The sequence below is a fragment of the Azohydromonas caseinilytica genome (assembly GCF_012927045.1).
GTDB classification, from domain to species: domain Bacteria; phylum Pseudomonadota; class Gammaproteobacteria; order Burkholderiales; family Burkholderiaceae_C; genus Azohydromonas; species Azohydromonas caseinilytica.
In genome coordinates, this window is record NZ_JABBFW010000019.1 from 13,656 (window position 1) to 37,270 (window position 23,615).

General features: G+C 72.3%; 15 protein-coding genes and 1 pseudogene. 9 read left to right on the forward strand and 7 right to left on the reverse strand.

Annotated elements, in window-relative coordinates:
• Positions 1-10: 10 nt before the first annotated feature.
• The 3 genes from HHL10_RS21245 to mltB are packed head-to-tail and all read left to right on the forward strand — an operon-like array spanning position 11 to position 4,385.
• Positions 11-1,135: a DUF58 domain-containing protein gene (locus HHL10_RS21245; protein ID WP_169162404.1), complete on the forward strand. Its 1,125-nt coding sequence runs from the start codon at positions 11-13 to the stop codon at positions 1,133-1,135.
• Positions 1,136-1,144: 9 nt separating this feature from the next.
• Positions 1,145-3,241 (forward strand): transglutaminase TgpA family protein, encoded by a 2,097-nt coding sequence (locus HHL10_RS21250; protein ID WP_169162405.1) that lies wholly within the window; start codon positions 1,145-1,147, stop codon positions 3,239-3,241.
• A gap of 7 nt (positions 3,242-3,248) precedes the next feature.
• Positions 3,249-4,385 (forward strand): lytic murein transglycosylase B, encoded by a 1,137-nt coding sequence (gene mltB, locus HHL10_RS21255; protein ID WP_169162406.1) that lies wholly within the window; start codon positions 3,249-3,251, stop codon positions 4,383-4,385.
• A 76-nt stretch (positions 4,386-4,461) separates the two neighbouring features.
• On the opposite strand, the gene HHL10_RS21260 is transcribed toward mltB, so the two are convergent.
• The 6 genes from HHL10_RS21260 to HHL10_RS21285 form a co-directional block, all read right to left on the reverse strand.
• Positions 4,462-5,484, reverse strand: a complete 1,023-nt coding sequence (locus tag HHL10_RS21260; RefSeq protein ID WP_169162407.1) for an alpha-E domain-containing protein — start codon at positions 5,482-5,484, stop codon at positions 4,462-4,464.
• A gap of 20 nt (positions 5,485-5,504) precedes the next feature.
• Positions 5,505-6,941: a circularly permuted type 2 ATP-grasp protein gene (locus tag HHL10_RS21265; RefSeq protein ID WP_169162408.1), complete on the reverse strand. Its 1,437-nt coding sequence runs from the start codon at positions 6,939-6,941 to the stop codon at positions 5,505-5,507.
• Positions 6,942-7,038: 97 nt separating this feature from the next.
• Positions 7,039-8,001: a transglutaminase family protein gene (locus HHL10_RS21270; RefSeq protein ID WP_310734646.1), complete on the reverse strand. Its 963-nt coding sequence runs from the start codon at positions 7,999-8,001 to the stop codon at positions 7,039-7,041.
• A 97-nt stretch (positions 8,002-8,098) separates the two neighbouring features.
• Entirely contained in the window at positions 8,099-10,600 is a 2,502-nt protein-coding gene (locus HHL10_RS21275; RefSeq protein WP_169162409.1) for a circularly permuted type 2 ATP-grasp protein, read from the reverse strand.
• A 4-nt stretch (positions 10,601-10,604) separates the two neighbouring features.
• Entirely contained in the window at positions 10,605-14,123 is a 3,519-nt protein-coding gene (locus tag HHL10_RS21280; RefSeq protein WP_169162410.1) for a transglutaminase family protein, read from the reverse strand.
• Positions 14,124-14,211: 88 nt separating this feature from the next.
• Positions 14,212-16,704, reverse strand: a complete 2,493-nt coding sequence (locus HHL10_RS21285; protein ID WP_169162411.1) for a DNA internalization-related competence protein ComEC/Rec2 — start codon at positions 16,702-16,704, stop codon at positions 14,212-14,214.
• Here HHL10_RS21285 and HHL10_RS21290 point away from each other — a divergent pair.
• On the forward strand, positions 16,703-17,164 hold the full coding sequence (locus tag HHL10_RS21290) for a RidA family protein (protein WP_169162412.1): 462 nt from the start codon (positions 16,703-16,705) through the stop codon (positions 17,162-17,164). The genes HHL10_RS21285 and HHL10_RS21290 overlap by 2 nt on opposite strands.
• Positions 17,161-17,673, forward strand: a complete 513-nt coding sequence (locus HHL10_RS21295) for a disulfide bond formation protein B (protein ID WP_235971699.1) — start codon at positions 17,161-17,163, stop codon at positions 17,671-17,673. The genes HHL10_RS21290 and HHL10_RS21295 overlap by 4 nt, the downstream gene beginning before the upstream one ends.
• A gap of 113 nt (positions 17,674-17,786) precedes the next feature.
• On the opposite strand, the gene HHL10_RS21300 is transcribed toward HHL10_RS21295, so the two are convergent.
• Positions 17,787-18,359, reverse strand: a complete 573-nt coding sequence (locus tag HHL10_RS21300; RefSeq protein WP_169162413.1) for a PEP-CTERM sorting domain-containing protein — start codon at positions 18,357-18,359, stop codon at positions 17,787-17,789.
• 882 nt (positions 18,360-19,241) lie between these two features.
• Here HHL10_RS21300 and HHL10_RS31245 point away from each other — a divergent pair.
• The 4 genes and pseudogenes from HHL10_RS31245 to HHL10_RS21315 form a co-directional block, all read left to right on the forward strand.
• Positions 19,242-19,376 (forward strand): annotated as a pseudogene (locus tag HHL10_RS31245) (winged helix-turn-helix domain-containing protein); the annotation flags it as partial.
• Positions 19,377-20,063: 687 nt separating this feature from the next.
• Positions 20,064-20,963, forward strand: coding sequence for a sulfate adenylyltransferase subunit CysD (gene cysD, locus HHL10_RS30680; RefSeq protein ID WP_235971705.1), 900 nt, complete (start codon positions 20,064-20,066; stop codon positions 20,961-20,963).
• A gap of 68 nt (positions 20,964-21,031) precedes the next feature.
• Positions 21,032-22,936: a sulfate adenylyltransferase subunit CysN gene (gene cysN / locus HHL10_RS21310; protein ID WP_169162414.1), complete on the forward strand. Its 1,905-nt coding sequence runs from the start codon at positions 21,032-21,034 to the stop codon at positions 22,934-22,936.
• Between the two features lie 297 nt (positions 22,937-23,233).
• Positions 23,234-23,608 carry an SMR family transporter gene (locus tag HHL10_RS21315; RefSeq protein ID WP_169162415.1) on the forward strand — a complete coding sequence of 125 codons (375 nt, stop codon included), beginning with the start codon at positions 23,234-23,236 and terminating at the stop codon, positions 23,606-23,608.
• The last annotated feature ends 7 nt before the right edge of the window (positions 23,609-23,615 follow it).

Below are 23,615 nucleotides of genomic sequence, written 5' to 3' on the forward strand. Positions count from 1 at the left end.
GCCTCAGCGCATGGACGTGCCGCACACCACCACGTCCGCCCGGGCTGAGCCCGTCGAAGCCCCCGGGTCAGCGCCGGCCCTTCGACAAGCCCAGGGCGAACGGGGCACGGCGCAGTCCGCCAGCCCTCGGCGCGGGCGGCTGCGCCGGCTGCTGCGGCGCTGGCTGCTGAAACGCCACCCGCGCAGCGCGCGCTGGAGCATCGAGCAGCGCTGCCTCTACATCGTGCCCACGGGCGCCGGCTGGCTGTTCGGCGGCACGCTGGCGCTGATGCTGCTGGCGGCCATCAACCTGCAGCTGGCGCTGGGCTACCTGATGTGCTTCGCGCTGGCGGGCGCGGCCTTCGCCTCCATGCTGCAGACGCACCGCACGCTGCGCGGGCTGGAGCTGCAGCTGCGCGAGCCGGTGCCGGGCTTTGCCGGGCAGCCGATGGCGCTGCAGGTGGAATGCCTCAACCCCGGCCCGGCGCGCCACGGCATCGCGCTGGTGTGGGACGAGCCGCGCGCGCGCCCGGCCTGGGTGGACGTGCCGGCGCAGGGCCAGGCGCTGGTGGAGCTGCACTGGACGCCGCCGGCGCGTGGCCGCCACGAGCTGCCCACGCTGCGCGTGCAGACGAGCTATCCCTTCGGCCTGTTCCGCGCCTGGACGCTGTGGCGCCCGGCGACGCTGCCGCTGGCCTGGCCGGCGCCGGAGCAGCCGGCGCCGCCGCTGCCGCGCCCGGAGCCGCGCCCCTGCGCCGGCACGCGGCCCGCGCGCGAGGACGGCGACTTCGCCGGCGTGCGTGCCTACCGCCGCGGCGACGCGCCGCACGAGCTGCTGTGGAAGAAGAGCGCGCACCACGGCGAGCTGGTCAGCCGCGAGCGCCAGGCCGGGCGGCCCGCGCCGCTGTGGCTGCGCTGGCAGGACGCGGGCGGCGGCGACACGGAGGCGCGGCTGTCGCGCCTGGCCGCCTGGGTGCTGGCCGCGTCGCGCGCCGAGGTGCCCTGCGCGCTGGAGCTGCCCGGGCAGCCCATCCCGGCCGGACTGGGCGCGGCGCACCGGCAGCGGCTGCTGCAGGCGCTGGCGCTGTGGGATGGGTCACTCGATCCTGGTGCGGGGGCCGCGCGTCAGCCTCGCTGCGGCGCCTCGGCGGACTGAGCACGGATCGTGTCCTCCCGCTCCTTCCCGGACCCCCTGCGCGGCGCCCCCACGCTGCCGCGCTCCACGCGCGACCTGCTGTTCCTGCTCATCGTCATCGCCTGGACGCTGCTGCCGCATGCCGCGCACCTGCCGGGCTGGTGCGGGGTGCTGGTGGCAGTGACGCTGCTGTGGCGCGCGGGCCTGGCCTGGTGGCGCCGGCCACTGCCGCCGCGGCCGCTGCGCTGGGCGCTGCTGGCGCTGGCGGTGACGCTCACCGCCTGGAGCCACGGCACGCTGCTGGGCCGCGACGCGGGCGTGACGCTGCTGGCGGTGCTGATGGCGCTCAAGACGCTGGAGCTGCACGCGCGGCGCGATGCGCTGGTGGTGTTCTTCCTGGGCTTCTTCCTGGTGCTGACGCACTTCCTGTACGCGCAGACGCCGGGGCTGGCGCTGGCCATGGCGCTGTCGGCCTGGGGGCTGCTGACGGTGCTGGTGCTGGCGCACCGGCCGCTGGGCTACCCGCCGCTGCGCGAGGCCGCAGGCGTGGCCGCCGGCGCGGTGCTGCGCGGGGCGCCGCTGGCGCTGCTGCTGTTCCTGCTGTTCCCGCGCCTGGGGCCGCTGTGGAGCGCGCCGGCACCGGCGCTGGCGCGCACCGGGCTGTCGGGCACGCTGACCCTGGGCGGCATGGCGGCGCTGGGCCAGGACGACCGCGTCGCCTTCCGCGTGCGCTTCGACGGGCCGGTGCCGCCGCTGCAGTCGCTGTACTGGCGCGGCCCGGTGCTCTCCGCCTTCGACGGGCGCACCTGGACGCCGCGCCCCTCCAGCGAGCCGCCCGTGCCGCTGCAGGTGGACGGCCCGGGGCTGCGCTACGAGATGCGCCTGGAGCCCTCACCCCTGCCGCTGCTGCCGCTGCTGGAGCTCACGCCGCTGCTGGACACCTCGCAGCTGCCGGCACAGCTCGGCGCCCAGGGCGACTGGCTGCTGCACCGTCCGCTGTCGGGGCCGCTGACGCTGCAGGCCCAGGCCTGGCCCGACTACCAACTCGGCCCGCTGGAGCCCACGCCCGCGCTGCGCGAGGACGTGGCGCTGCCCGCGGGCTTCAATCCGCGCACGCTGCAATGGGCGGCGGACCTGCGCCGGCGCCTGCCCCAGGCCGACGCCGCCGCCCTGGTGACGGCGGTGCTGGGCCACATCCGCCTGGGCCGCTTCAGCTACACGCTGGCGCCGGCCGGCGGCGCGCCGGGGCCGCATGCGGTGGACGCGTTCTGGATCGACCGCCGCGAGGGCTTCTGCGAGCACTTCGCCGCCGCCTTCGTGGTGGTGATGCGCGCGCTGGACATCCCGGCGCGGGTGGTCACGGGCTTCCAGGGCGCCGACCCCTTCCCGCAGGACGGCTGGTGGACCGTGCGCCACCGCCACGCCCATGCCTGGGCCGAGGTCTGGATCGCCGGCCGCGGCTGGCAGCGCGTGGACCCCACCGCGGCCGTGGCGCCCGAGCGCGTGCAGCGCGGCGCGCTGCTGGAGGATGGCGACCTGCTGTCGCAGGCGCTGCAGCACTGGAGCCCGGCACTGCTGCGGCAGTGGCGCGGCGCCTGGGACGGTTTCAATGGCGCCTGGAACGGCGCGCTGCTGCGCTACTCGCGGGCCGACCAGTTCCAGCTGCTGCGCCGCCTGGGCATCGAGGCGCCGAGCACGCGCACGCTGCTGCGGCTGCTGGGGGGGCTGCTGGCGCTGGTGGGCGTGATCGGTGCCGTCGTGGCCGCGCGCGGCCTGCGGCGTCCGCGCGACCCGTGGCAGCGGCTGCAGCTGCGGCTGGCGCGCGCGCTGGCGCGGCTGGGCATCGACAAGGCGCCGCACGAGACGCCGCGCGCGCTCGCGGCCCGGGTGCGGCAGCGCCTGGGCGCGGAGGGCGCGCAGGTCGAGGCCGAGCTGCTGGCGCTGGAGACACTGCGCTACGCGCCGGGCGCGGCGGCCGACGCGCGCGCGCTGCGCCGCTGGCTGCGCTGCTTCGAGCGCGCGGTGGCCGGCGCCGCCGCCCGGGTCGGGACTTCCTGCGCGCCGGCGCCCACCGCGTTGGCCGCAGGGACGCCGCCGGGCCGGGAGGCGCCGGTGCGCTCGCCATAATCGCCCGATGCCTTGCCGTACCCCCCTGTGCGCCGCCCTTGCCGCGGCGGCGCTGCTGAGCAGTTCCCTCCTCCTGTCCGCCTGCGCCGCGCCGCAGGCCGAGCCCAAGGCCCAGGCCGCCGCGGCGAAAACGGCGAAGACGCCGAAGACGCGTGTGGCGGCCGCCCCGCGCACAGTGCGCAACGACAGCGACCCGGACATCGTCACCTACGGCCGGCGCGAGGACGTGATGCGCATCGGCGCGGAGATCGCCGGCAAGTACGAGCTGGACGAGGCCTGGGTGCAGCAGCAGCTGGCGCAGGCGCGTTACCTCCCCAGCGTGGCGAGATTGATCATGCCGCCGCCCGTGGCCACGGCGAAGAACTGGGCCGCCTACCGCGCCCGCTTCGTCGAGCCGCGGCGCATCGCCGCTGGGCGCGAGTTCTGGGCCGAGAACGAGCGCTGGCTGGCGCAGGCTGAAGCGCGCTGGGGCGTGCCGGCCTCGCTGGTGGTGGGGATCATCGGCGTGGAGACCTACTACGGCCGCAACATGGGCTCATTCCGCGTGCTCGATGCGCTGGCCACCCTCTCCTTCGACTTCCCCAGCGGGCGCAGCGACCGCAGCGGCTTCTTCCGCGACGAGCTGGCGCAGCTGCTGGTGTGGAGCCAGCGCGAGGGGCTGGACCCGGCCGAGGTGCGCGGCTCCTACGCCGGCGCCATCGGGCTGCCGCAGTTCATGCCCGGCAGCATCAACCGCTACGCGGTGGACTTCGACGGCGACGGCCACATCGACCTGATCAACAGCACGGCCGACGCCATCGGCAGCGTGGCGCACTACCTGCACAGCCATGGCTGGCAGCCCGGGCTGCCCACGCATTTCTCGGTGGCGCCGCCCGAGGACCGCGTCGGGCGCGCCACGCTGCTGGCGCCGGACATCCTGCCCACCTTCACGCCGGCGCAGTTCGCCGAGCATGGCGCCGCGCTGGAGCGCGCCGCGCGCGAGCTGCCCGGGCCGCTGGCGCTGGTGGAGCTGTTCAACGGCGACGCGGCGCCGAGCTACGTCGCGGGCACGCAGAACTTCTATGCCGTGACCCGCTACAACTGGTCCAGCTACTACGCGCTGGCCGTGATCGAGCTGGGCCAGGCGGTGGCGGCCGAGCGCTGAGGGCACCGGCCCCCTGTGCCGGGAATGCCCACGGCGAGCACCGGGAGCCCGGGGCGCGGGCCCCGTGGCGGCGGGCTCAGCCCTCCATCGGCACGAGAAAATCGCGGCTGATGCCCACGCCCAGGTCGCCCACGCAGCGCAGGAACTCGACCAGGTAGTCGTGCAGGCCCTCTTCCATGATTTCCTCGATGGTTCCCCAGCGCAGCTGCGCCTGCAGCTTGCCGGCCAGGCGCATCGTCTCGGCGCTGTGCTCGTTGGCCACCAGCTGCAGCTGCTCCATGATCCCGTTGAGGCAGGCCAGCAGCGAGCGCGGCATGTCCGGGCGCAGGATCAGCAGCTCCGCCACCTTGTCCGGCCGGATCACGTTGCGATAGACCTTGCGGTAGATCTCGAAGGCCGACACCGAGCGCAGCACCGCGGACCAGTAGTAGAAGTCCACCTCCTGCGCCTCGGCCTGATCACCCTGGACCTGAACCTGGCTCTGGCTCTGCCCGTTGTGGCCGTTGTGGCCGTTGCCGTTGTGCGGCAGCGTGAAGGCGCCGCCCAGGGCGTGCAGCTTGGCGTCGAGCAGCCGCGCGGTGTTGTCGGCGCGCTCCAGGAAGGTGCCCAGGCGCAGGAAGTACATCGCCTCGTCTTCCAGCATGGTGCCGGTGCGCACGCCGCGGCTCAGGTGCGAGCGGTACTTGACCCAGTCGAAGAAGGCGGCCGGGTCGCGCTCGAAGGCGCCGCTGTGCATCTGCTTGACGAAGCCCAGCCAGGTCTGGTTCTGCGTCTCCCACACCTCGGTCGTGAGCGCGCCGCGCACCGCGCGCGCGTTCTCGCGCGCCGCGCGCAGGCAGCACAGGATGCTGGAGAAGTTGCTCTCGTCGCGCACCATGAAGTTCATGACGCTCTGGGCATTGACCTCGCCGTACTTGCGCCTGAAGTTCTCCTCCAGCTCCGAGATGCCCAGCAGCCCGCGCCAGCCGGCCTCGGCGCGGTCGGCCGACTGCGGCAGCAGCGAGGTCTGCAGGTTGACGTCCAGCATGCGCGCCGTGTTCTCGGCGCGCTCCATGTAGCGGGCCATCCAGAACAGATGGTCCGCGGTCCTCGACAGCATGACGTTGCGTCCTTTCCTTCTTATTCCTCGAGCACCCAGGTGTCCTTGGTGCCGCCGCCCTGCGAGGAGTTGACGACCAGCGAGCCCTCCTTGAGCGCCACGCGCGTGAGGCCGCCGGGCACCATCTGCACGCCGCCCGCGCCGCTGAGCACGAAGGGGCGCAGGTCGATGTGGCGAGGCGCGATGCCCGACTCCACGTAGGTCGGGCAGGTGGACAGGCTCAGCGTGGGCTGGGCGATGTAGTGCTGCGGGTGGGCGACGAGCTTGTCGCGGAAGGCCTCGATCTCGGCCTTGCTCGCGCCCGGGCCCACCAGCATCCCGTAGCCGCCGGCGCCGTGCACCTCCTTGACCACCAGCTCATTGAGGTGCGCCAGCACGTACTTCAGCGACTCGGCCTCGCGGCACTGCCAGGTCGGCACGTTCTCCAGGATCGGCTTCTCGCCCAGGTAGAACTCGATCATCCGGGGCACGTAGGGATAGATGGACTTGTCGTCGGCGATGCCCGTGCCCACGGCGTTGCACAGCGTCACGCGCCCCTCGCGGTAGGCCTGCATCAGCCCGGCGCAGCCCAGCGCGCTGTCGGGGCGGAAGGCCAGCGGGTCGAGGAAGTCGTCGTCGATGCGGCGGTAGATCACGTCCACGCGGCGGGGGCCCTGCGTGGTGCGCATGTGCACGCTGCCGTCCTGCACGAACAGGTCCGAGCCCTGCACCAGCTCCACGCCCATCTGCTGCGCCAGGAAGGCGTGCTCGAAGTAGGCCGAGTTGTACATGCCGGGCGTGAGCACCACGACGGTGGGCTCCTCCACGCCGGCCGGGGCCACGGAGCGCAGCGTGTCGAGCAGCAGGTCGGGGTAATGCGCCACGGGCGCGACGCGCTCGGTGGCGAAGAGCTCGGGGAAGAGCCGCATCATCATCTTGCGGTTCTCCAGCATGTAGCTCACGCCGCTGGGCACGCGCAGGTTGTCCTCCAGCACGTAGTTGGTGCCCGAGCCGTCGGGGTTGGCGGCGCGCACCAGGTCGATGCCGGCGATGTGCGCGTAGAGGTCGTGCGGCAGCCTCACGCCCGCCATCTCGGGCCGGTACTGCGCGTTGTTCAGCACCTGCTCGGCCGGAATGATCCCGGCCTTGAGGATCTCCTGCGCGCCGTAGACGTCGGCGATGAAGCGGTTGAGCGCCGTGACGCGCTGGCGCAGGCCCTGCGCCATGCGCTTCCACTCGGCGCGCGGGATCACGCGCGGGATGAGATCGAAGGGGATCAGCCGCTCGGTGCCGGCGCCATCGTCCTGCGCGCCGTAGACGGCGAAGGTGATGCCGACGCGGCGGAAGATCATCTCCGCTTCCTGGCGCCGGGCATCCATGAGCTCGCGCGGCTGGCGCTGCAGCCACTGGGCGAAGCGGCGGTAGTGCTCGCGGACGGCGTCTGGGTGCGGACGCATCTCGTCGAAGCTGGGTCTCATCGTTGAAGCTCCTTCCTGCACGGCTTTCGCAACTTGTGTGCCATGGCGTCACCCAAGGCCCCGCACACCGCTGCCGCGGCACGCGACGTGCCATGTATCAGGCCGTGTCGGCGGCGCCCTCGTCCCCTTCCCGGCCCCAGCGCACGGTGTGCACGCGCACATCCAGCGCGTGCGTGCCGCCGCCGCGGATGACGCCGCGCAGCGGCGTGACGTCGCCGAAATCGCGCCCCACCGCGACGCGCAGGTGCTCGATGTCCGGGACGATGCGGTTGGTCGGGTCCAGCTCCAGCCAGGCGCCGTTGACACCCTCGTCGGCGTAGGCGCCGGGGCACCACACCGCGGCCCAGGCGTGCGAGGCGTCGGCGCCCACCAGCGCCGGGCGCCCTTCGGGCGGGCGCGTCAGCAGGTAGCCGCTGACGTAGCGCGCGGCCAGCCCCATGGCGCGCAGCGCGCCCACCAGCACGTGCGCGAAGTCCTGGCACACGCCGCGGCGCTGGGCCAGCACCTCGGCCAGCGGGGTGTCGATCTGGGTGCTGGCGCTGCGGTACTCGAAGCCGTCGTGGATGCGCTGCATCAGCTCGATGGCGGCCTCGGCCAGCGGACGCCCGCGCGTGAAGCTGGGCGCCGCGAGCTCGCGCAGGGCCGGCAGCCGCGGCACGAACGGCGACCAGGCGCAGAACTCCACCGCCGGCTCCCAGCGCCAGCCGGCGCGGTAGCGCAGCCGCTGCCCCACCGCCTCCCAGGGCAGCGAGGCCCCGGGTTGCAGCGCCGTGGCGCGCGAATGCAGCCGCACCCGGCTGCGCGCACGCACCTCCAGCGCGTCATGCGGGCGCGCCAGGCTGAACAGCAGCCGCGGGTTGCCGTGCCGGTCCGGCGCCTCGCGCGCGTGGTCCGGCGGCGGCTCGATGCGCAGCTCGAAGTCCCGCAGCTGTTGCCAGGGTTCCTCGCGCGGGCGCAGCCACGCCACGTGGTGTGCCAGCTCCACCGCCGAGCCGTAGCGGTACCGGGTGACATGCTCGACGGCCAGGCCCAGGTGGACGGGCTCGGCGGGCGTTGCCACGGCGTCTGCGGCGCCGGCCCGGGCATCGGCTGCGAGCACTGGAGCCTTGGGCGGGGGAGCGGCAGGGCAGGCCCCGGGCATGGCCGGCAGGGATTCGTCAGGCGGGCTCATGGGTCTGCAGCGGGTCGCTCACATGGGCAAAAAAACGCTTGCCGATGTCGTCGGAGAGCTGCGCGCCGGCGGCGGCAAGCTGCGTGGACAGCGCGGCCAGGGACTGGCGCAGGGCCTCGTCATCGAGCCCGCTGATGGCCTGCAGCGTCAGCCCCGGCCCCTGGGCGGGCAGGCCGGCCAGCAGCTCGTCGGCCACCTCGGGCGCGATGGGCAGCTTGCGCAGCTCGGTGCGCAGCCGGCGCAGCACGCAGGCCCAGGCGCGCGGGTTGTTGTCGTCCAGCACCAGCAGGTCCACCAGCGCGATCAGGTCCTGGTGCTGCTGGTAGCGGGCGCGGAAGGTGATGGTGCTGTCGTAGAGCTCCAGCAGCAGCGCGTTGCCCTCGGGCTGGCCCAGCGCGCCCTCGCGCAGCAGCACGCCGAACTGCGTGGCATGGCTGACCAGGCGTTCCAGATGGCGGCCCACGGCCAGCAGCCGCCAGCCGAAGTCGCGCGTCATGCGGTCGGACTGCGCGCCGGTGACGGCGGCCAGCTGCACCGCCACCGCGTCCAGTGCGCGCAGCACCTCCGCCGCGCCGGGCGCGGCCCGGCCCTGTGGCAGCAGCGCCGCATGCAGGTCGCGGCCCATGCGCCGCATCAGGCCCCACTGCTCGGGCGAGAGCCGCTCGCGCAGGCTGCCCGCCGAGCGCGACAGCGCCGCCAGCTGCGCGCCCACGCCGTTGTCCTCGGCCAGGGCCTTGACCAGCGCGCGCTGCAGGCTCGTGCGCGCCCCGGCCGGCGCCTGCGCGCCCAGCAGCCCGGCGCGCTGCAGCAGCGCGCGCAGCGCACGCAGCACCGGCGGCGAGGGCTCGCCCTCCTGGGTGCGCCGCAGCGCCGCGCGCGCCAGCCGCACCGCCTGCTCGGCACGCTCGGTGTAGCGGCCTAGCCAGTACAGGCTCTCGGCCGTGCGGCTGGCCACCGGGCCACGGCGCGCCAGGATGTCGTCCACGCCCAGGCGCCGCGTGAGCATGCTGAAGGTGTCCACCGTGCCGTCGGTGCGCACCCAGAGGTCCAGCGCGCTGCCGCCGCCGGGCAGCAGCGGCGCGTCGGCCTCGCCCGTGACGCGCGCCAGCCCGCTGGGCAGCACTTGCCAGTGGCCCGCGCCGTCGGCCACGGCGTAGACGCGCAGTCCCACCGGCACCGCCTCCAGCCGGCCCTCGCGCCAGCGCAGGGCCCGCGAGCGCCCGGGATGCTCCTGCAGCGTCCAGGCCTCGGGGTCCTCCTGGATGCGCCCCGCGTCGGGGCGCAGCGCACCGCCATCGGGCCCGAAGCTGGGGCGCATGCACAGCTTCGGCAAATGCGGCTGCACGCCTTGCCAGGCCGCCGCCTCACCGCACCACCAGGAAGCCAGCGTGGGCAGCAGCAGCGGCTGCCCCAGCAGGGCCTGCGCGATGCCGGGCAGGAAGCCCGACAGCGCGGGCGACTCCAGGAAGCCGCTGCCCGGCGCATTGGCCAACGCCAGCCGCCCGGCACGCAGCACCTGCAGCAGCCCGGGCACGCCCTGGTCGCCGGCGTGCTCCTCCTGCTCCAGCGGGTCGCACTGGGCGTCGTCAATCAGGCGCAGCAGCCCGTGCACCGGCGCCAGGCCTTCGAGCATCTTCAGGTACAGGCGCTCGCCGCGCACCGTGAGGTCGCCGCCCTCCACCAGCGGCAGGCCCAGGTAGCGCGCCAGGTAGGCATGCTCGAAATAGCCCGGCGCGTCCGGCCCGGGCGTGAGCAGCGCCAGGCGCGGATGCGCATCGCCCGCGGCCAGCGCCGCCTGCGCGCGCAGCGACTGCAGCAGCCGCCGGAAGCTCGACGCCATGTGCTGCACCCGCAGCTGCTCATACGCCTCGGGAAAGAGCCGCGACACGATCAGCCGGTGCTGCAGCACATGGCCCAGCCCGGCGGGGCCGCGCGTGCGCTGCGCCGTCACCCACCAGCGCCCGTCGGGCCCGCGCGCCAGCTCGAAGGCCACCACGTGCAGGAACTGCCCGCCCGGCGGCGTGAAGCCGTGCAGCGGGCGCAGGTAGCCCGGGTGGCGGAACAGCAGTGCCGGCGGCAGCAACGCGCGCTGCAGCAGGCGCTGCTCGCCGTAGGCATCGGCCAGGATGAGCTGCAGGAGCTGCGCGCGCTGTGCCACGCCGCGCTCGATGGCGGCCCAGTCGGCCGGCTCCATGACCAGCGGCAGCAGCTCCGGCGTCCACGACAACGACTGTTCCGTACCGTGTACGTTGTGTGTGGTGGCGTCGGTGCGCAGCTGCTGCGCCAGCTGCTGGGCGCGGCGCTGCAGCTCGGCGCTGAAGGCCTGCGGCCGCGCCGGCAGCGTGGCCAGGAAGCGCTGCCAGGAAGGGCTGAGGCTGCGGTCCGGCGCGCGCCACTCGTCCAGCGTGCCGGTGGGCGGCAGCCGCGCCAGCCAGTCGGCGGCGCTGGCGGCCGCGCGCGGGCGGCTGTGGGGCGTGACGGCGCTCATCGGCTCATCCCGGGGTGCGCAAGTCCAGCGTGAACGGGAACTCCAGGCTCGGCCGCGCCGGCGCCACCTCCAGGCGGCCGGGCGTGTGCTCCAGCTTGAAGAAGCGCGCCAGGCGCCGGCTCTCGGCCTCGTAGGCGTTGACCGGGAAGGTCTCGTAGTTGCGCCCGCCCGGATGCGCCACGTGGTAGCGGCAGCCGCCCACCGAGCGTGACATCCAGCGGTCCACCAGGTCGAAAGTCAGCGGCGCGTGCACGCCGATGGTCGGGTGCAGCGCCGAGGGCGGCTGCCAGGCGCGGTAGCGCACGCCGCAGACGAACTCGCCCACGCGGCCCGTGGGCTGCAGCGGCAGCGCACGCCCGTTGACCGTGACCACATGCCGGTTGCCGTTGAGCCCGCTGACCTTCACCTCCAGCCGCTCCAGCGAGGAGTCCACGTAGCGCACCGTGCCGCCGGCAGCGCCCTCCTCGCCCATCACGTGCCAGGGCTCCAGCGCCGTGCGCAGCTCCAGCTCCGTGCCCTGCGTGGCCATGCTGCCGATGACGGGGAAGCGGAACTCGAAATGCGGCCCGAACCAGGCCGGATCAAAGCTGAAACCCGCCGCCTTCAGGTCGGCCAGCACGTCGTCGAAATCCATGCGCACGAAGGTCGGCAAGGTGAAACGGTCGTGCAGCGCCGTGCCCCAGCGCGTCAGGCGCGTGTCGCCGCGGCCGCGGCAGGGCTCGCGCCAGAACCACGCCACCAGCGCGCGCAGCAGCAGCTGCTGCGCCAGGCTCATGCGCGCATGTGGCGGCATCTCGAACGCGCGCAGCTCCAGCAGCCCCAGCCGGCCGGTGGGGCCGTCGGGCGAATAGAGCTTGTCGATGCAGAACTCGGCGCGGTGCGTGTTGCCGGTGACGTCGATGAGCAGGTTGCGGAACAGACGGTCCACCAGCCAGGGCGCCACGCCCGCCGGGCTGGCGCTCTGGCGCTCCAGCTCGGCCAGCGCGATCTCTAGCTCGTAGACCTGGTCGTCGCGCGCCTCGTCGAAGCGCGGCGCCTGGCTGGTCGGGCCGATGAAGAGGCCGCTGAACAGGTAGCTCAGGCTCGGGTGGTTGTGCCAGTAGGTGAGCAGGCTGGCCAGCAGGTCCGGGCGGCGCAGGAAGGGGCTGTCCGCCGGCGTGGCGCCGCCCAGCACCAGGTGGTTGCCACCACCCGTGCCGGTGTGGCGCCCGTCGAGCATGAATTTTTCAGTGGACAGCCGGCTCTGGTGCGCCGCGTCGTAGAGAAACTCGGTGTGGGCGACCAGCTCGTCCCAGCTGCGGGACGGGTGGATGTTGACCTCGATGACGCCCGGATCGGGCGTGACCTGCAGGATTTTCAAACGTGGATCGCGCGGCGCCGGGTAGCCCTCCAGCACGATGCGCACGCCCAGCTCCGCCGCAGTGGCCTCCACCTGGGACAGCAGCGCCAGGTAGTCCTCCAGGTGCTGCAGCGGCGGCATGAAGACATGGATCGCGCCGGTGCTCGCCTTGGATGCCAGCTCGGCCTTGGGGCCGTTGGCGCGCGCGGTGTCGCGCACCTCCACGCACAGCGCGGTGCGCGTGATCCCGGAGGCCGACTCGTGGCGCGCGGGCGTGGCCTGCTGCACCTGGGCGCTGGCAAAGCGGCCGTCTTTCCCAAGGGTGCCCGTGCCGGCGCCGAGCGCGTCACCGACCCCGCCGGCGGCGCCCGACCCGCCATCAAAGCCTTGCCCCTCACCGGGCCAGGGCTGGCCCTGCAGCGCCACGGTGCCGCCCTCGGCCCAGCCGGTGCCGACATGGTGCGCGTCGTAGCCGGGGCGCTGCTGCACCGGCACGTTGGCCGGGGGCAGCGGGCCGCGCGGCGCGAAGGGGTCGGGCATGAAGTCCTGCTCCCGGTCCTCCAGCGAGGCCCAGGGCAGCGAGTCCAGCGGCAGCCTGAAACCCATGGGCGAGTCGCCGGGCAGCAGGTACATCCTCTCGTCGCGCAGGAACCAGGGGCCGCTGGCCCAGGCGGCGCCGTCGCGGCGCAGCGGCAGCGCGTAGCCCACCACGTGGTCCAGACCCTGCGCGAAGACGCGACGCAGCCGCACGCGCTCCAGTTCGTCATCGAGCTTGGCGTCGAAGGGATCGACGTTCACCGGCAGCCGGCGCTCGCGCCAGAGGTGGTACCAGCTGTCCTCGTAGCCGGGCATGACATGCTCGGCCTGGACCGCCAGCCGCGCCGCCAGCCGGGTGATGAAGCGCTGCGCGTCGGCCCAGGTGTAGGGTTGCGGCTCGCGCTCGTCGGCGAAGAGGCCGGGGTCGCGCCAGCAGGGCTCGCCATCGGCGCGCCAGGCGATGGTCATGGCCCAGCGCGGCAGCTGCTCGCCCGGGTACCACTTGCCCTGGCCGAAGTGCAGGAAACCACCTTGGCCGTACTCGGCATGCAAGCGGTGCAGCAATTCCAGGGCGCGACCGCGCTTGGTCGGGCCCAGGGCGTCGGTGTTCCATTCGGCGCCGTCGCGGTCGTCCACCGACACGAAGGTGGGCTCGCCGCCCATGGTCAGCCGCACGTCCTGCGCCTGCAGCCGCTCGTCCACCTGCGCGCCCAGCGCCAGCAGCTCGCTCCACTGCGCCTCGGTGTAGGGCTGGGTCACGCGCGGCGACTCGTGGATGCGCGAGACGGCCATGTGGTGCTCGAACTCGACCTCGCACTGGCCCACCGCGCCGCTGATCGGCGCCGCCGTGGAGGGCTCGGGCGTGCAGGCCACGGGAATGTGGCCCTCGCCGGCCAGCAGCCCCGAGGTCGGGTCCAGGCCGATCCAGCCCGCGCCGGGCAGGTAGACCTCGCACCAGGCATGCAGGTCGGTGAAGTCGGCCTCGGCGCCGGAGGGGCCGTCCAGCGCCTTCACGTCGGGCACGAGCTGGATCAGGTAGCCCGAGACGAAGCGCGCGGCCAGGCCGAGCCGGCGCAGCACCTGCACCAGCAGCCAGGCCGAGTCGCGGCATGAGCCGCTTTTCTTTTCCAGCGTCTCCTCGGGCGTCTGCACGCCCGGCTCCAGGCGGATGAGGTAGCCCACCTCCTGCTGCACGCGCCGGTTCAGATCGACCAGGAAGTTGACCGTGGGCTGCGGCTCGCGCGGGACGGCCTCGACGAAGGCGGCCAGGCGCGGTGTCAGCGGGAGGGTGGCCAGGTAGGGCACGAGGTCGCGCGCGCTGTCCTCGCTGTAGCCGAAGGGGAACTTCTCGGCCTGCGGCTCCAGGAAGAAGTCGAAGGGGTTGAACACCGACATCTCGGCCACGAGATCGACGGTGACCTTGAACTCCGTGGTCGGCTCCGGGAACACCAGCCGCGCCACGTGGTTGGAGAACGGGTCCTGCTGCCAGTTGATGAAGTGCTGGGCGGGCTCCACGCGCAGCGCGTAACTCAGGATGGGCGTGCGGCAATGCGGTGCCGGACGCAGGCGCACCAGTTGCGGCGACAGGCCCACGCGACGGTCATAGCGGTAATGCGTGACGTGGTGCAGCGCGACATGGATGGACACGACGACGTTCCCTCTTCAATGAAAGAACGAGTGGGAATGCAATTGTTGCACCCGGGTTATCCCCGGCCGCCCGGCGGTGGCTCGATGCTCAGCGCAAGCGGTGGCGCCAGTAGCGCGGCTGCAGTGCGCGCTCGCAGGCGGCTTGGCCGTCCCGCCAATGCCAGGCGCCGCAGTCCGGGCTCTGCACCACCTCGGTGCCGAGGGCTTGCAGCCGCTGCACCACTTCGGGCGCCGGATGGCCGAAGCGGTTGTGGTGGCCGGCCTGGATCACGGCCACGGCCGGTGACACCGCATCGACAAAGCCCGCGCTGCTGGAGCCGCGGCTGCCGTGGTGCGGCACCAGCAGCAGCGCGCTGCGCAGCGCGGCAGGGTCGCGCTCCAGCAGCGCCGCCTCCTGCGCCGCGCCGATGTCGCCGGTGAGCAGCAGGCGGCGCCCGGCGGCATCGCGGACCTGCAGCACGCAGCTCAGCGCGTTGGTGGGCAGGCGCGGCTGCGCGTAGGCCGCGGCGCCGGGGTGCAGCACGGTGAAGCTCACGCCGTCGCGCTGCCACTGCTGGCCGGCCTCGCAGCGCCGGTGCGGCGTGCCGCCCTGGCGCAGCGGGTGCTGCGGCTCCAGCGAGCTCAGCAGTTCCCCGACCGGGAAGGCAGCCAGCAGCGAGGCGCCGCCGCCGGCATGGTCCATGTCGCGGTGGCTGAGCACCAGGGTGTCGATGCGGCGCTCGCCCAGGGCCTGCAGCAGCGGCGTCAGCACGCGTTGCCCGGCATCGCGCCCGGGGCCGTACTGCGGGCCGCTGTCGTAGAGCAGCAGCGAGTCGTGGGTACGGATCAGCACCGCGCTGCCCTGCCCCACGTCGGCGGCGAGCACCTCGAACTGCCCCGGGGGCGGGCGCTGCGGCGGCGGCAGCACCAGGGGCAGCAGCAGCGGCAGGCCCAGCAGGCGCAGCCGCCACGGCAAGGGCACCACCAGCAGCAGCCCGGCCAGCAGTCCCGCCGCCTGGACCCAGGCCGGCGCCGCCGCGGCACTCCACACCGCCCCCGGCACGGCAGCCAGCGCTGACAACACCGCCACCAGCGCCGACAGCAGCGCCGCCGCCACGCTCCACAGCGGCGCCCACAGCACGCCCAGCAGCGCCAGCGGCGTGATCACCAGCGTCACCAGCGGGATGGCCAGCAGGTTGGCCGCCAATCCCACCACCGACACCTGCTGGAACAGCAGCAGCGTCAGCGGCGCCAGCCCGACGGTGGCAATGAGCTGCGTGCGCAGCCCGGCGCGCAGCAGCGCGGCGCCGCGCCGGGCCAGGCCGACGGCCGGGCTGTCGGCCGGCGCATCGGCCGCGGCACCGGTGCTCTCGCTCACGGCCGGCCGCGCCGGCTCCGAGGCCATCAGCAGGCCCACGGCCGCGAAGGACAGCCAGAAGCCCGGCTGCAGCAGCGCCCAGGGGTCCAGCGCGCCGACCACCAGCGCCGCTGCCATGAGCCGCAGCGGCCAGGGCCAATGCAACCCCAGCGCCTGCAGCAGCGCGGCGCTGGCCAGCATCCACACCGTGCGCTGCGCCGGCACGCCCCAGCCCGCCAGCAGCGCGTAGGCGGCAGCCAGCGCCACGCCGCCCCACAGTGCCGCGCGCGGCGCCGGCCACCAGCGCAGCACCGGGCCGCGCCGCCAGGCCGCGCCCACGGCCAGCGCCGCCGGCCAGGCGAACATGGTGATGTGCAGGCCGCTGATCGCCATCAGGTGCGCCGTGCCGGTGGCGCGAAACAGCGCCCAGTCGGCGCGGTCGATGGCGGCCTGGTCGCCCACGGCCAGCGCGGCGAGCACGCCGGCGGCGCGGGCATCGTCCACCTGCGCCTCGATGGCGTCGCGCACCCGCTGGCGCGCGCGCTGGATGGGATAGCCCGCGGCCTCGTCCAGCAGCCGCGGCGCCGCGGGCTCGGCGCGCACGCTGCCCGTGGCGCGGATGCCGCGCTCGAACAGCCACAGCTCGCCGTCGAAGCCGTGTGGATTGAGCAGCGCATGCGGCGCCTGCAGCCGCGCCCACAGCCGCCAGCGCTGCCCGGCGCGCAGCGTGGTGCCGGGTGCGGACAGCGCCGGCTCGTCCGGCCCGCCACGGCTCCAGGCCAGCGACACCTGGTGCGGCACTGCGGCGGCCGTGCCGTCAGCGCGCCGCGCCTGCTCCACCGCCAGCACGAAGCGCAGCCCTTCGGCGCTGTCCTGCGGCAGCTCCGCCACCAGCCCGGTGAGCTCGACCGGCTGCCGCTCCAGTTCCGGCGCCAGGGCATCGGCCAGGCGGGCGCGCGCCTGCAGGCTGGCGTTGGCGGCGCCCAGCGCGGCCAGGGCCGCCAGCGCCAGGACGAACGCGCCTCGATGCCGGCGCAACCGCCAACCCACCAGCAGCAGCAGGGGCGCCACGATCAGGAGCGCGGCATCCAGCGCCGTGGACCACAGCCGCGGCTGCTGGAGCTGCCATGCCGTGCCCAGCAGCCCTGCCGCGGCCAGGGCGGCCAGGCGCAGGCCCTGGCCGTCCCCCCAAAAGGGCGGTGTAGGATTCCGCGCCTTTTTCACCCCCTGCACAGGCTTTGCCATGTCCACTGTCCAAGACCGTCTGAATGCCCTGGGCATCACGCTGCCGCCGGTGGCGGTGCCCGCCGCCGCTTACGTGCCCTTCGTGCAAAGCGGCAAGCTGGTCTTTCTCTCCGGCCACATCGCCAAGAAAGATGGGAAACCCTGGGTTGGCCAGCTCGGCGCCGACATGGGCACCGAGGAAGGTGCCGCCGCGGCGCGCGCGGTGGCCATCGACCTGCTGGGCACGCTGCAGGCGGCCGTGGGCGACCTCTCGCGCGTGGCGCGCATCGTCAAGGTGCTGAGCCTGGTCAACAGCGCGCCCACCTACACCGAGCAGCACCTGGTGACCAACGGATGCTCCAACCTGCTGGGCGAGGTGTTCGGGCCTGAAGTCGGCGCGCATGCCCGCAGCGCCTTCGGCGTGGCGCAGCTGCCGCTGGGCGCCTGCGTGGAGATCGAGCTGATCGCCGAAGTGCAATGAACCTCGCTTCGCCCTCCGCGGGCAGCAGCGCCTCGATGTGGCGCGACCCGCTGCCCGGGCTGATCACGCTCGCCAGCGCGGGGGCCATCGGCGCGGCACTGGTGTCGCAGCATGTGTTCGGCATGGAGCCCTGCCCCTGGTGCGTGCTGCAGCGGCTGATCTTCGCCCTGATCGCGCTGGCCGGGCTGGCGGCCTGGACGGCGCAGGCGCGGCTGCTGCGCGCCATGGGCCTGGGGCTGGTGCTGGTGCTGGCGCTGCTGGGCGTGGGCGCGGCGCTGTGGCAGCACTTCGTGGCGGCCAGCTCCACCTCCTGCAACCTGACGCTGGCCGACCGGATCATCGCCATGCTCGGCCTGGACGCCAGCCTGCCTGAGATCTTCCAGCCCCGCGCCAGCTGCGCCGACGCCGCGGTGGACCTGCTGGGCCTGCCCTACGAGTTCTGGAGCCTGGCGATGTACCTGCTGCTGGGCGCGGCGGCCCTGCTGGGCCTGCGCCGCCCGGGCCGCTGATAAGAGGCCGCGGCGCGGCGGCCACACCACCACGGCGTGCACCGCGCGCCCAGCCACCGCGGCATGGGCTGCCGTCCCGGCAGCCGCCGCGGTGCCTGAAAACAAAACGCGATTTACTTGGCCGAGCGGCGCTGGCGCATGCGGCGCGCCAGCGGCAGCAGCGCCGCACCCAGGGCAAACATCGCGTAACTCGCCGGCTCGGGCACCGGCGCAGCCACATGACCGAGCGCGCTGTCCGCCACGAGATTCGAGGTCAGCGTATAGCCGGCCCCGCTGGCGCCCGTGGTGCCGGTGATCAGGTAATAGTATTTCTTGCGGCCCTCGATATGCTCGAAACTGAAGGTCAGCGGGCCTTTGGAAAGATCGCCCACAAATGAGCCCAGATATTTGTCGGGCCCATAATAATCCCCATAGAAATCGACCTTCAGCGAACCGATGGTGCCCCGGGTCAGCGCAAAAGTGGCCTTGACCCCGGTGGTGCCGCTCTGCAGCGGCGTCAGGATATAGCGGGCGTCGTCCATGAAAGTGACGCTCTTGCCGACATTCCTGACGAAGGTTTCCGTATCTCCATGGTTATCCCAACTGTAGTCGAGGGCGTGCGCCGAGGGTAAAAATACTGCGGCAGCCACCCATGCAATCGCACGAAACTTCATTTGAATCGTCCTTGCTGAAAAATAACGGGACATGTTTTCACGCCGGAACGGCTACTCCAATCTGATTCTCCGGCCACCTAGGGTCAACCCCGTAATCGCATGACGCAGATGGGCGGCGCGAATTTGCAATATCTTTCAGCCATTTACAAATGATGGCAGACATTGCGTTCGCCATATAGAACAGGCCTCGGCAGGCGGCACAAAAAGATACATCAATTTGGTTGCAGGCACTGACAGCCGGATTTTCCGCAACAACAGCAGGGGTTTAAGACAAATTTTCGGCGAGGCACCGCCGTGTTTTCTTTTTGAAATATTTCTCGCACTGCCCCGGCACCGCAAATTGGTGGCTTGCCCATCTTCGGGAATCCCTTTTGCCGCCATGGCCACCGGCCCGGGCCGGACAGCGTCGATGCCGCAGCCCAGCCCGGGTACACGACGCGCGGGGTGCAGGCCGCCGGCTCATGCCACGTCAGGAGTGCGGACGCGGCGCGTGGGGCACCGCGACGGACAGCCAGGACGTGGCCGCGAGGCGCTTGCGCCGGCTCCGGCCATCACCCCGCGATCAAGTTGGGTGCCGAAACAGCCGGATCGGCAGCTCCTCCTATAATTAAGCACATTAAATGCTTAATGACGAATAGTCATATTTAAATTTCAGTGGCTGAAGATAGCGTCGTTCTGGAGTCGAGCGTCCAGCAGCTCAATGCGCGGCGGCGCCGCGCGGTGGAGCTGCGCCTGGAGGGCCGCTCGCTGCAGCAGATCCGGGCCGAAACCGGCCTGAGCGCGCCGACCGTCATTGCCGCGCACAAGGCTTTCCTGGCCGGCGGCTGGAGCGCGGTGGCGGTGCGCGGGCGCGGGCGCCAGCAGGGCGAAGGTCGGGCCCTGAGCGCGGCGCAGGAGCAGGCGCTGCGCCGCCTGGTGCTGACGCAGCCGCCCGAGGCCAGCGCGCCGGGCACGCCGCTGTGGCAGCGCGAGGCGCTGGGGCGCTGGGTGCAGCAGGAGCTGGGCGTGGCGCTGGGCGAGCGCACCGTCACGCGCTACCTGGAGCGCTGGGGCCTGCGCCTGTGCCCGCTGCAGGACGCGGCCGACACGCCGGCCACGCAGCAATGGCTGCAAGAAACATTGCCGCAGCGGGTGCGCCAGGCGCGGCAGCAGCATGCGGCCCTGTACTGGTGCGGCGAGCTGCGCGTGGGCGAGGCCGGCGCTGCGCCGTCGCGGCTGCTGGTGGCGCTGAGCCTGCGCGGCAGCCTGCTGTGGTTGCCGCTGGCGTCCGGCCAGCCGGGCGCGCAGGCCGACTTCCTGCAGCGGCTGCAGCGCGCCGCCGGCGGCCCGGTGCTGGCGCTGATGCATGGCCTGGACGCCGACAGCCCCGCCACCGCGGCGTTGCGCGAGCAACTGCGGCCGCTGGGCATCACGCTGCACGCCTGCCCCGTGGCGCTGCGCCGGGTGACGGCCGCCGCGCCAGTGGCTTCCGCGCCGCCGGCGCCGCTGCGCAGCGCGGCACCGCGGCCGGCGGCGCAGCCCGGCGTGCCGCCGGCGCCGCGCGCCCTGCCCCCCGCGCCGCCGCCGGCCATCCTCAGCGCGCCCGCGTCGGCCGCCAAGGCCGCCGCCCGCGCGCCCGCTCCCTGGCGGCCCGCCACGCCGGCGGCGGCCGCCCCGTTTCCGAGTTCGAAGCCGACTTCATCGGCCGCGCGCGCCGCGGCCGCCGTTTTCCCCTCCCCCAAGAGAGAGCAGCCCGCCATGAAACTGACCCATTTGCAACGCCTGGAGGCAGAGAGCATCCACATCATGCGCGAGGTGGTCGCCGAGGCCGACAAGCCCGTGATGCTGTACTCCATCGGCAAGGACAGCGCGGTGATGCTGCACCTGGCCAAGAAGGCCTTCTATCCGGCGCCCCCGCCCTTCCCGCTGCTGCACGTGGACACCACCTGGAAGTTCCGCGACATGTACGCCATGCGCGAGCGCATGGCGCGCGAGCTGGGCATGGAGCTGCTCGTCTACCAGAACCCCGAGGCCAAGGCGCTGGGCATCAACCCCTTCGACCACGGCTCGCAGATCCACACCGACATGTGGAAGACGCAGGGCCTGAAGCAGGCGCTGGACCATTACGGCTTCGACGCGGCCTTCGGCGGCGCGCGCCGCGACGAGGAGAAATCGCGCGCCAAGGAGCGCATCTTCAGCTTCCGCACCGCGCAGCACCGCTGGGACCCGAAGAACCAGCGCCCCGAGCTGTGGAAGCTCTACAACGCGCGCAAGCACAAGGGCGAGTCGATCCGTGTGTTCCCGCTGTCGAACTGGACCGAGCTCGACATCTGGCAGTACATCTACCTGGAGAACGTGCCCATCGTGCCGCTGTACCTGGCCAAGGAGCGCCCGGTGGTGGAGCGCGACGGCACGCTGATCATGGTGGACGACGAGCGCTTCCCGCTGCGCCCCGGCGAGATGCCGATGATGCGCAAGGTGCGCTTCCGCACGCTGGGCTGCTACCCGCTCACGGGCGGCTTCGAGTCCGAGGCCGACACGCTGCCGGCCATCATCCAGGAGATGCTGCTGGCGCGCACCTCCGAGCGCCAGGGCCGCATGATCGACCACGACGCCGCCGCGTCCATGGAGAAGAAGAAGCAGGAGGGCTACTTCTGAGCCCGTGCGCCGCGCCCGTTGCGCGCGCACCCGAGCTCCAGCCCCCCGAACTCTCATAAGGACACACCATGGCCCACGTTTCCGACCTCATCGCCGACGACATCGAGAAGTACCTCAAGCAGCACGAGCACAAGAGCCTGCTGCGCTTCATCACCTGCGGCAGCGTCGATGACGGCAAGAGCACCGTCATCGGGCGGCTGCTGTACGAATCGAAGATGCTGTTCGAGGACCAGCTCGCCGCCATCGAGGCCGACTCGCGCAAGTGGGGCACGCAGGGCGGCGAGATCGACTTCGCGCTGCTGGTGGACGGCCTCGCGGCCGAGCGCGAGCAGGGCATCACCATCGACGTCGCCTACCGCTTCTTCAGCACCGACCGGCGCAAGTTCATCGTGGCCGACACTCCGGGCCACGAGCAGTACACGCGCAACATGATCACCGGCGCCTCCACCGCCGACGTGGCCGTGATCCTGATCGACGCGCGCAAGGGCGTGCTCACGCAGACCCGGCGCCACAGCTACCTGGTGAGCCTCATCGGCATCAAGAAGGTGGTGCTGGCCATCAACAAGATGGACCTGGTGGGCTACTCCGAGCAGACCTTCCGCGACATCGAGGAGCAGTACCGCGCCTTCGCGCGCCAGATCGGCCTGACCGACATCACCGCCATCCCGCTGTCGGCGCTGCGCGGCGACAACATGCTGCAGCACAGCGACGCCACGCCCTGGTACCACGGCCCCACGCTGATGGGCTACCTGGAGACGGTGGGGATCGAGGAGCAGGCGCAGCAGCAGGGCGCCTTCCGGCTGCCGGTGCAGTGGGTCAACCGCCCCAACCTGGACTTCCGCGGCTTCGCCGGCACCATCGCCAGCGGCGTGATCCGCCCGGACGACCGCGTGCGCGTGCTGCCTTCGGGCCGCGAGAGCCGCGTGGCGCGCATCGTCACCGCCGACGGCGACCTGGGGCAGGCGGTGGCGGGCCAGTCCATCACGCTGACGCTGGCCGACGAGATCGACATCTCGCGCGGCGACGTGATCTGCAAGGCCGAGGCGCCCGCCGAGGTGGCCGACCAGTTCGAGTGCACCATCGTCTGGATGACCGAGGAGCCGCTGCTGCCCGGGCGCCCCTACCTGCTCAAGCTCGGCACCAGCACCGTCAGCGCCACCATCACCGAGCCCAAGTACAAGGTCAACGTCAACACGCTGGAGCACCTGGCGGCCAAGAAGCTGGAGCTCAACGAGATCGGCGTGTGCAACCTGGCGCTGGACCGCCCGGTGCCCTTCGACGCCTACGGCGCCAACCGCGACACGGGTGGTTTCATCCTCATCGACCGCATGACCAACAGCACGGTGGGCGCGGGGATGCTGCACTTCGCGCTGCGCCGCGCGCACAACATCCACCTGCAGCCGGTGGACGTGAACAAGGAGGCGCGCGCGCTGGCCAAGGGCCAGAAGCCCGCGGTGCTGTGGTTCACGGGCCTGTCGGGCGCGGGCAAGTCCACCATCGCCAACCTGGTGGAGAAGAAGCTGCACGCCCTGGGGCGCCACACCTACTTGCTCGACGGCGACAACGTGCGCCACGGCCTGAACAAGGACCTGGGCTTCACCGAGGCGGACCGCGTGGAGAACATCCGCCGCGTGGCCGAGGTGGCGCGGCTGATGGCCGACGCCGGCCTGATCGTGATGACGGCCTTCATCTCGCCCTTCCGCGCCGAGCGCGAGCTCGCGCGCAGCCTGCTGGCCGAGGGCGAGTTCATCGAGATCCACGTGGACACGCCGCTGGAAGTGGCCGAGGAGCGCGACGTCAAGGGCCTCTACCGCAAGGCGCGCCGCGGCGAGCTGCTGAACTTCACCGGCATCGACAGCCCCTACGAGCCGCCCGAGGCGCCGGAGCTGCGCGTCAACACGCTCGACACCACCGCCGAGCAGGCCGCCGACATCGTCATCGCCAAGCTGCGCGAACTCGGTTTCATTAACTGACAAATATCCCGGCCCCGGCCGCCACCCTGGGAAGGGCGCGGCCTTAAAACCTTATCGCGGGGCTGGAAATAAACCTGGGCCGCTGTCGTGGATTCGGCAGCGGCCCAACTTCATTGGGCATCACCTTGTCAAGGTTTTTGCTCGGCGTGCCCGCATCCCGCCGCGGCACCAATACTCGCCAAATAAATTAACCAATTACCCCCGCCCTTGCGTGGAGCGTAATTAAGGGTAAACATGGCTTGCAAAGCTGCGCATGGGCTAAAACACGCCCATACTATTCCTTCCACCGGAAGTACCATGAAGCTCAGCACCTTTGCATTGATTCTTTGCGGTGTCCTTCTCAATGCAGCGGCCCAACTGTCATTGAAAGCCGGCACCCGGGTATTGGGTTTCATCGGGTTCGATGGCCGCCACAGCCCCGTGGAGCTGGCCCTCAGCGTCGGCACGCAGCCCTGGATCATGGCCGGCATGGCCTGTTATGTGGTCAGCCTGGTGCTCTGGATCGCGGCGCTGTCGCGGGTGGACGTGATGGTGGCTTATCCCATGCTGTCCATCGGTTACGTGGTCAATGCCTTCATCGCCTGGCAATTCATGGGCGAGGCCCTGACGCCGCATCGGCTCATCGGTATCGGCGTGATCATGGTGGGCGTCATCATTCTTTCACGCGGCTGAGGCAGAA

What these genes read in the sequence shown, in the direction of transcription:
- HHL10_RS21245 (WP_169162404.1), top strand. Translation starts at nt 11, where the DNA reads ATGGACGTGCCGCACACCACCACGTCCGCCCGGGCTGAGCCCGTCGAA.
- mltB (WP_169162406.1), top strand. Translation starts at nt 3,249, where the DNA reads ATGCCTTGCCGTACCCCCCTGTGCGCCGCCCTTGCCGCGGCGGCGCTG.
- HHL10_RS21260 (WP_169162407.1), bottom strand. Translation starts at nt 5,484, where the DNA reads ATGCTGTCGAGGACCGCGGACCATCTGTTCTGGATGGCCCGCTACATG.
- HHL10_RS21265 (WP_169162408.1), bottom strand. Translation starts at nt 6,941, where the DNA reads ATGAGACCCAGCTTCGACGAGATGCGTCCGCACCCAGACGCCGTCCGC.
- HHL10_RS21275 (WP_169162409.1), bottom strand. Translation starts at nt 10,600, where the DNA reads ATGAGCGCCGTCACGCCCCACAGCCGCCCGCGCGCGGCCGCCAGCGCC.
- HHL10_RS21290 (WP_169162412.1), top strand. Translation starts at nt 16,703, where the DNA reads ATGTCCACTGTCCAAGACCGTCTGAATGCCCTGGGCATCACGCTGCCG.
- HHL10_RS21285 (WP_169162411.1), bottom strand. Translation starts at nt 16,704, where the DNA reads ATGGCAAAGCCTGTGCAGGGGGTGAAAAAGGCGCGGAATCCTACACCG.
- HHL10_RS21295 (WP_235971699.1), top strand. Translation starts at nt 17,161, where the DNA reads ATGAACCTCGCTTCGCCCTCCGCGGGCAGCAGCGCCTCGATGTGGCGC.
- HHL10_RS21300 (WP_169162413.1), bottom strand. Translation starts at nt 18,359, where the DNA reads ATGTCCCGTTATTTTTCAGCAAGGACGATTCAAATGAAGTTTCGTGCG.
- cysD (WP_235971705.1), top strand. Translation starts at nt 20,064, where the DNA reads ATGAAACTGACCCATTTGCAACGCCTGGAGGCAGAGAGCATCCACATC.
- cysN (WP_169162414.1), top strand. Translation starts at nt 21,032, where the DNA reads ATGGCCCACGTTTCCGACCTCATCGCCGACGACATCGAGAAGTACCTC.
- HHL10_RS21315 (WP_169162415.1), top strand. Translation starts at nt 23,234, where the DNA reads ATGAAGCTCAGCACCTTTGCATTGATTCTTTGCGGTGTCCTTCTCAAT.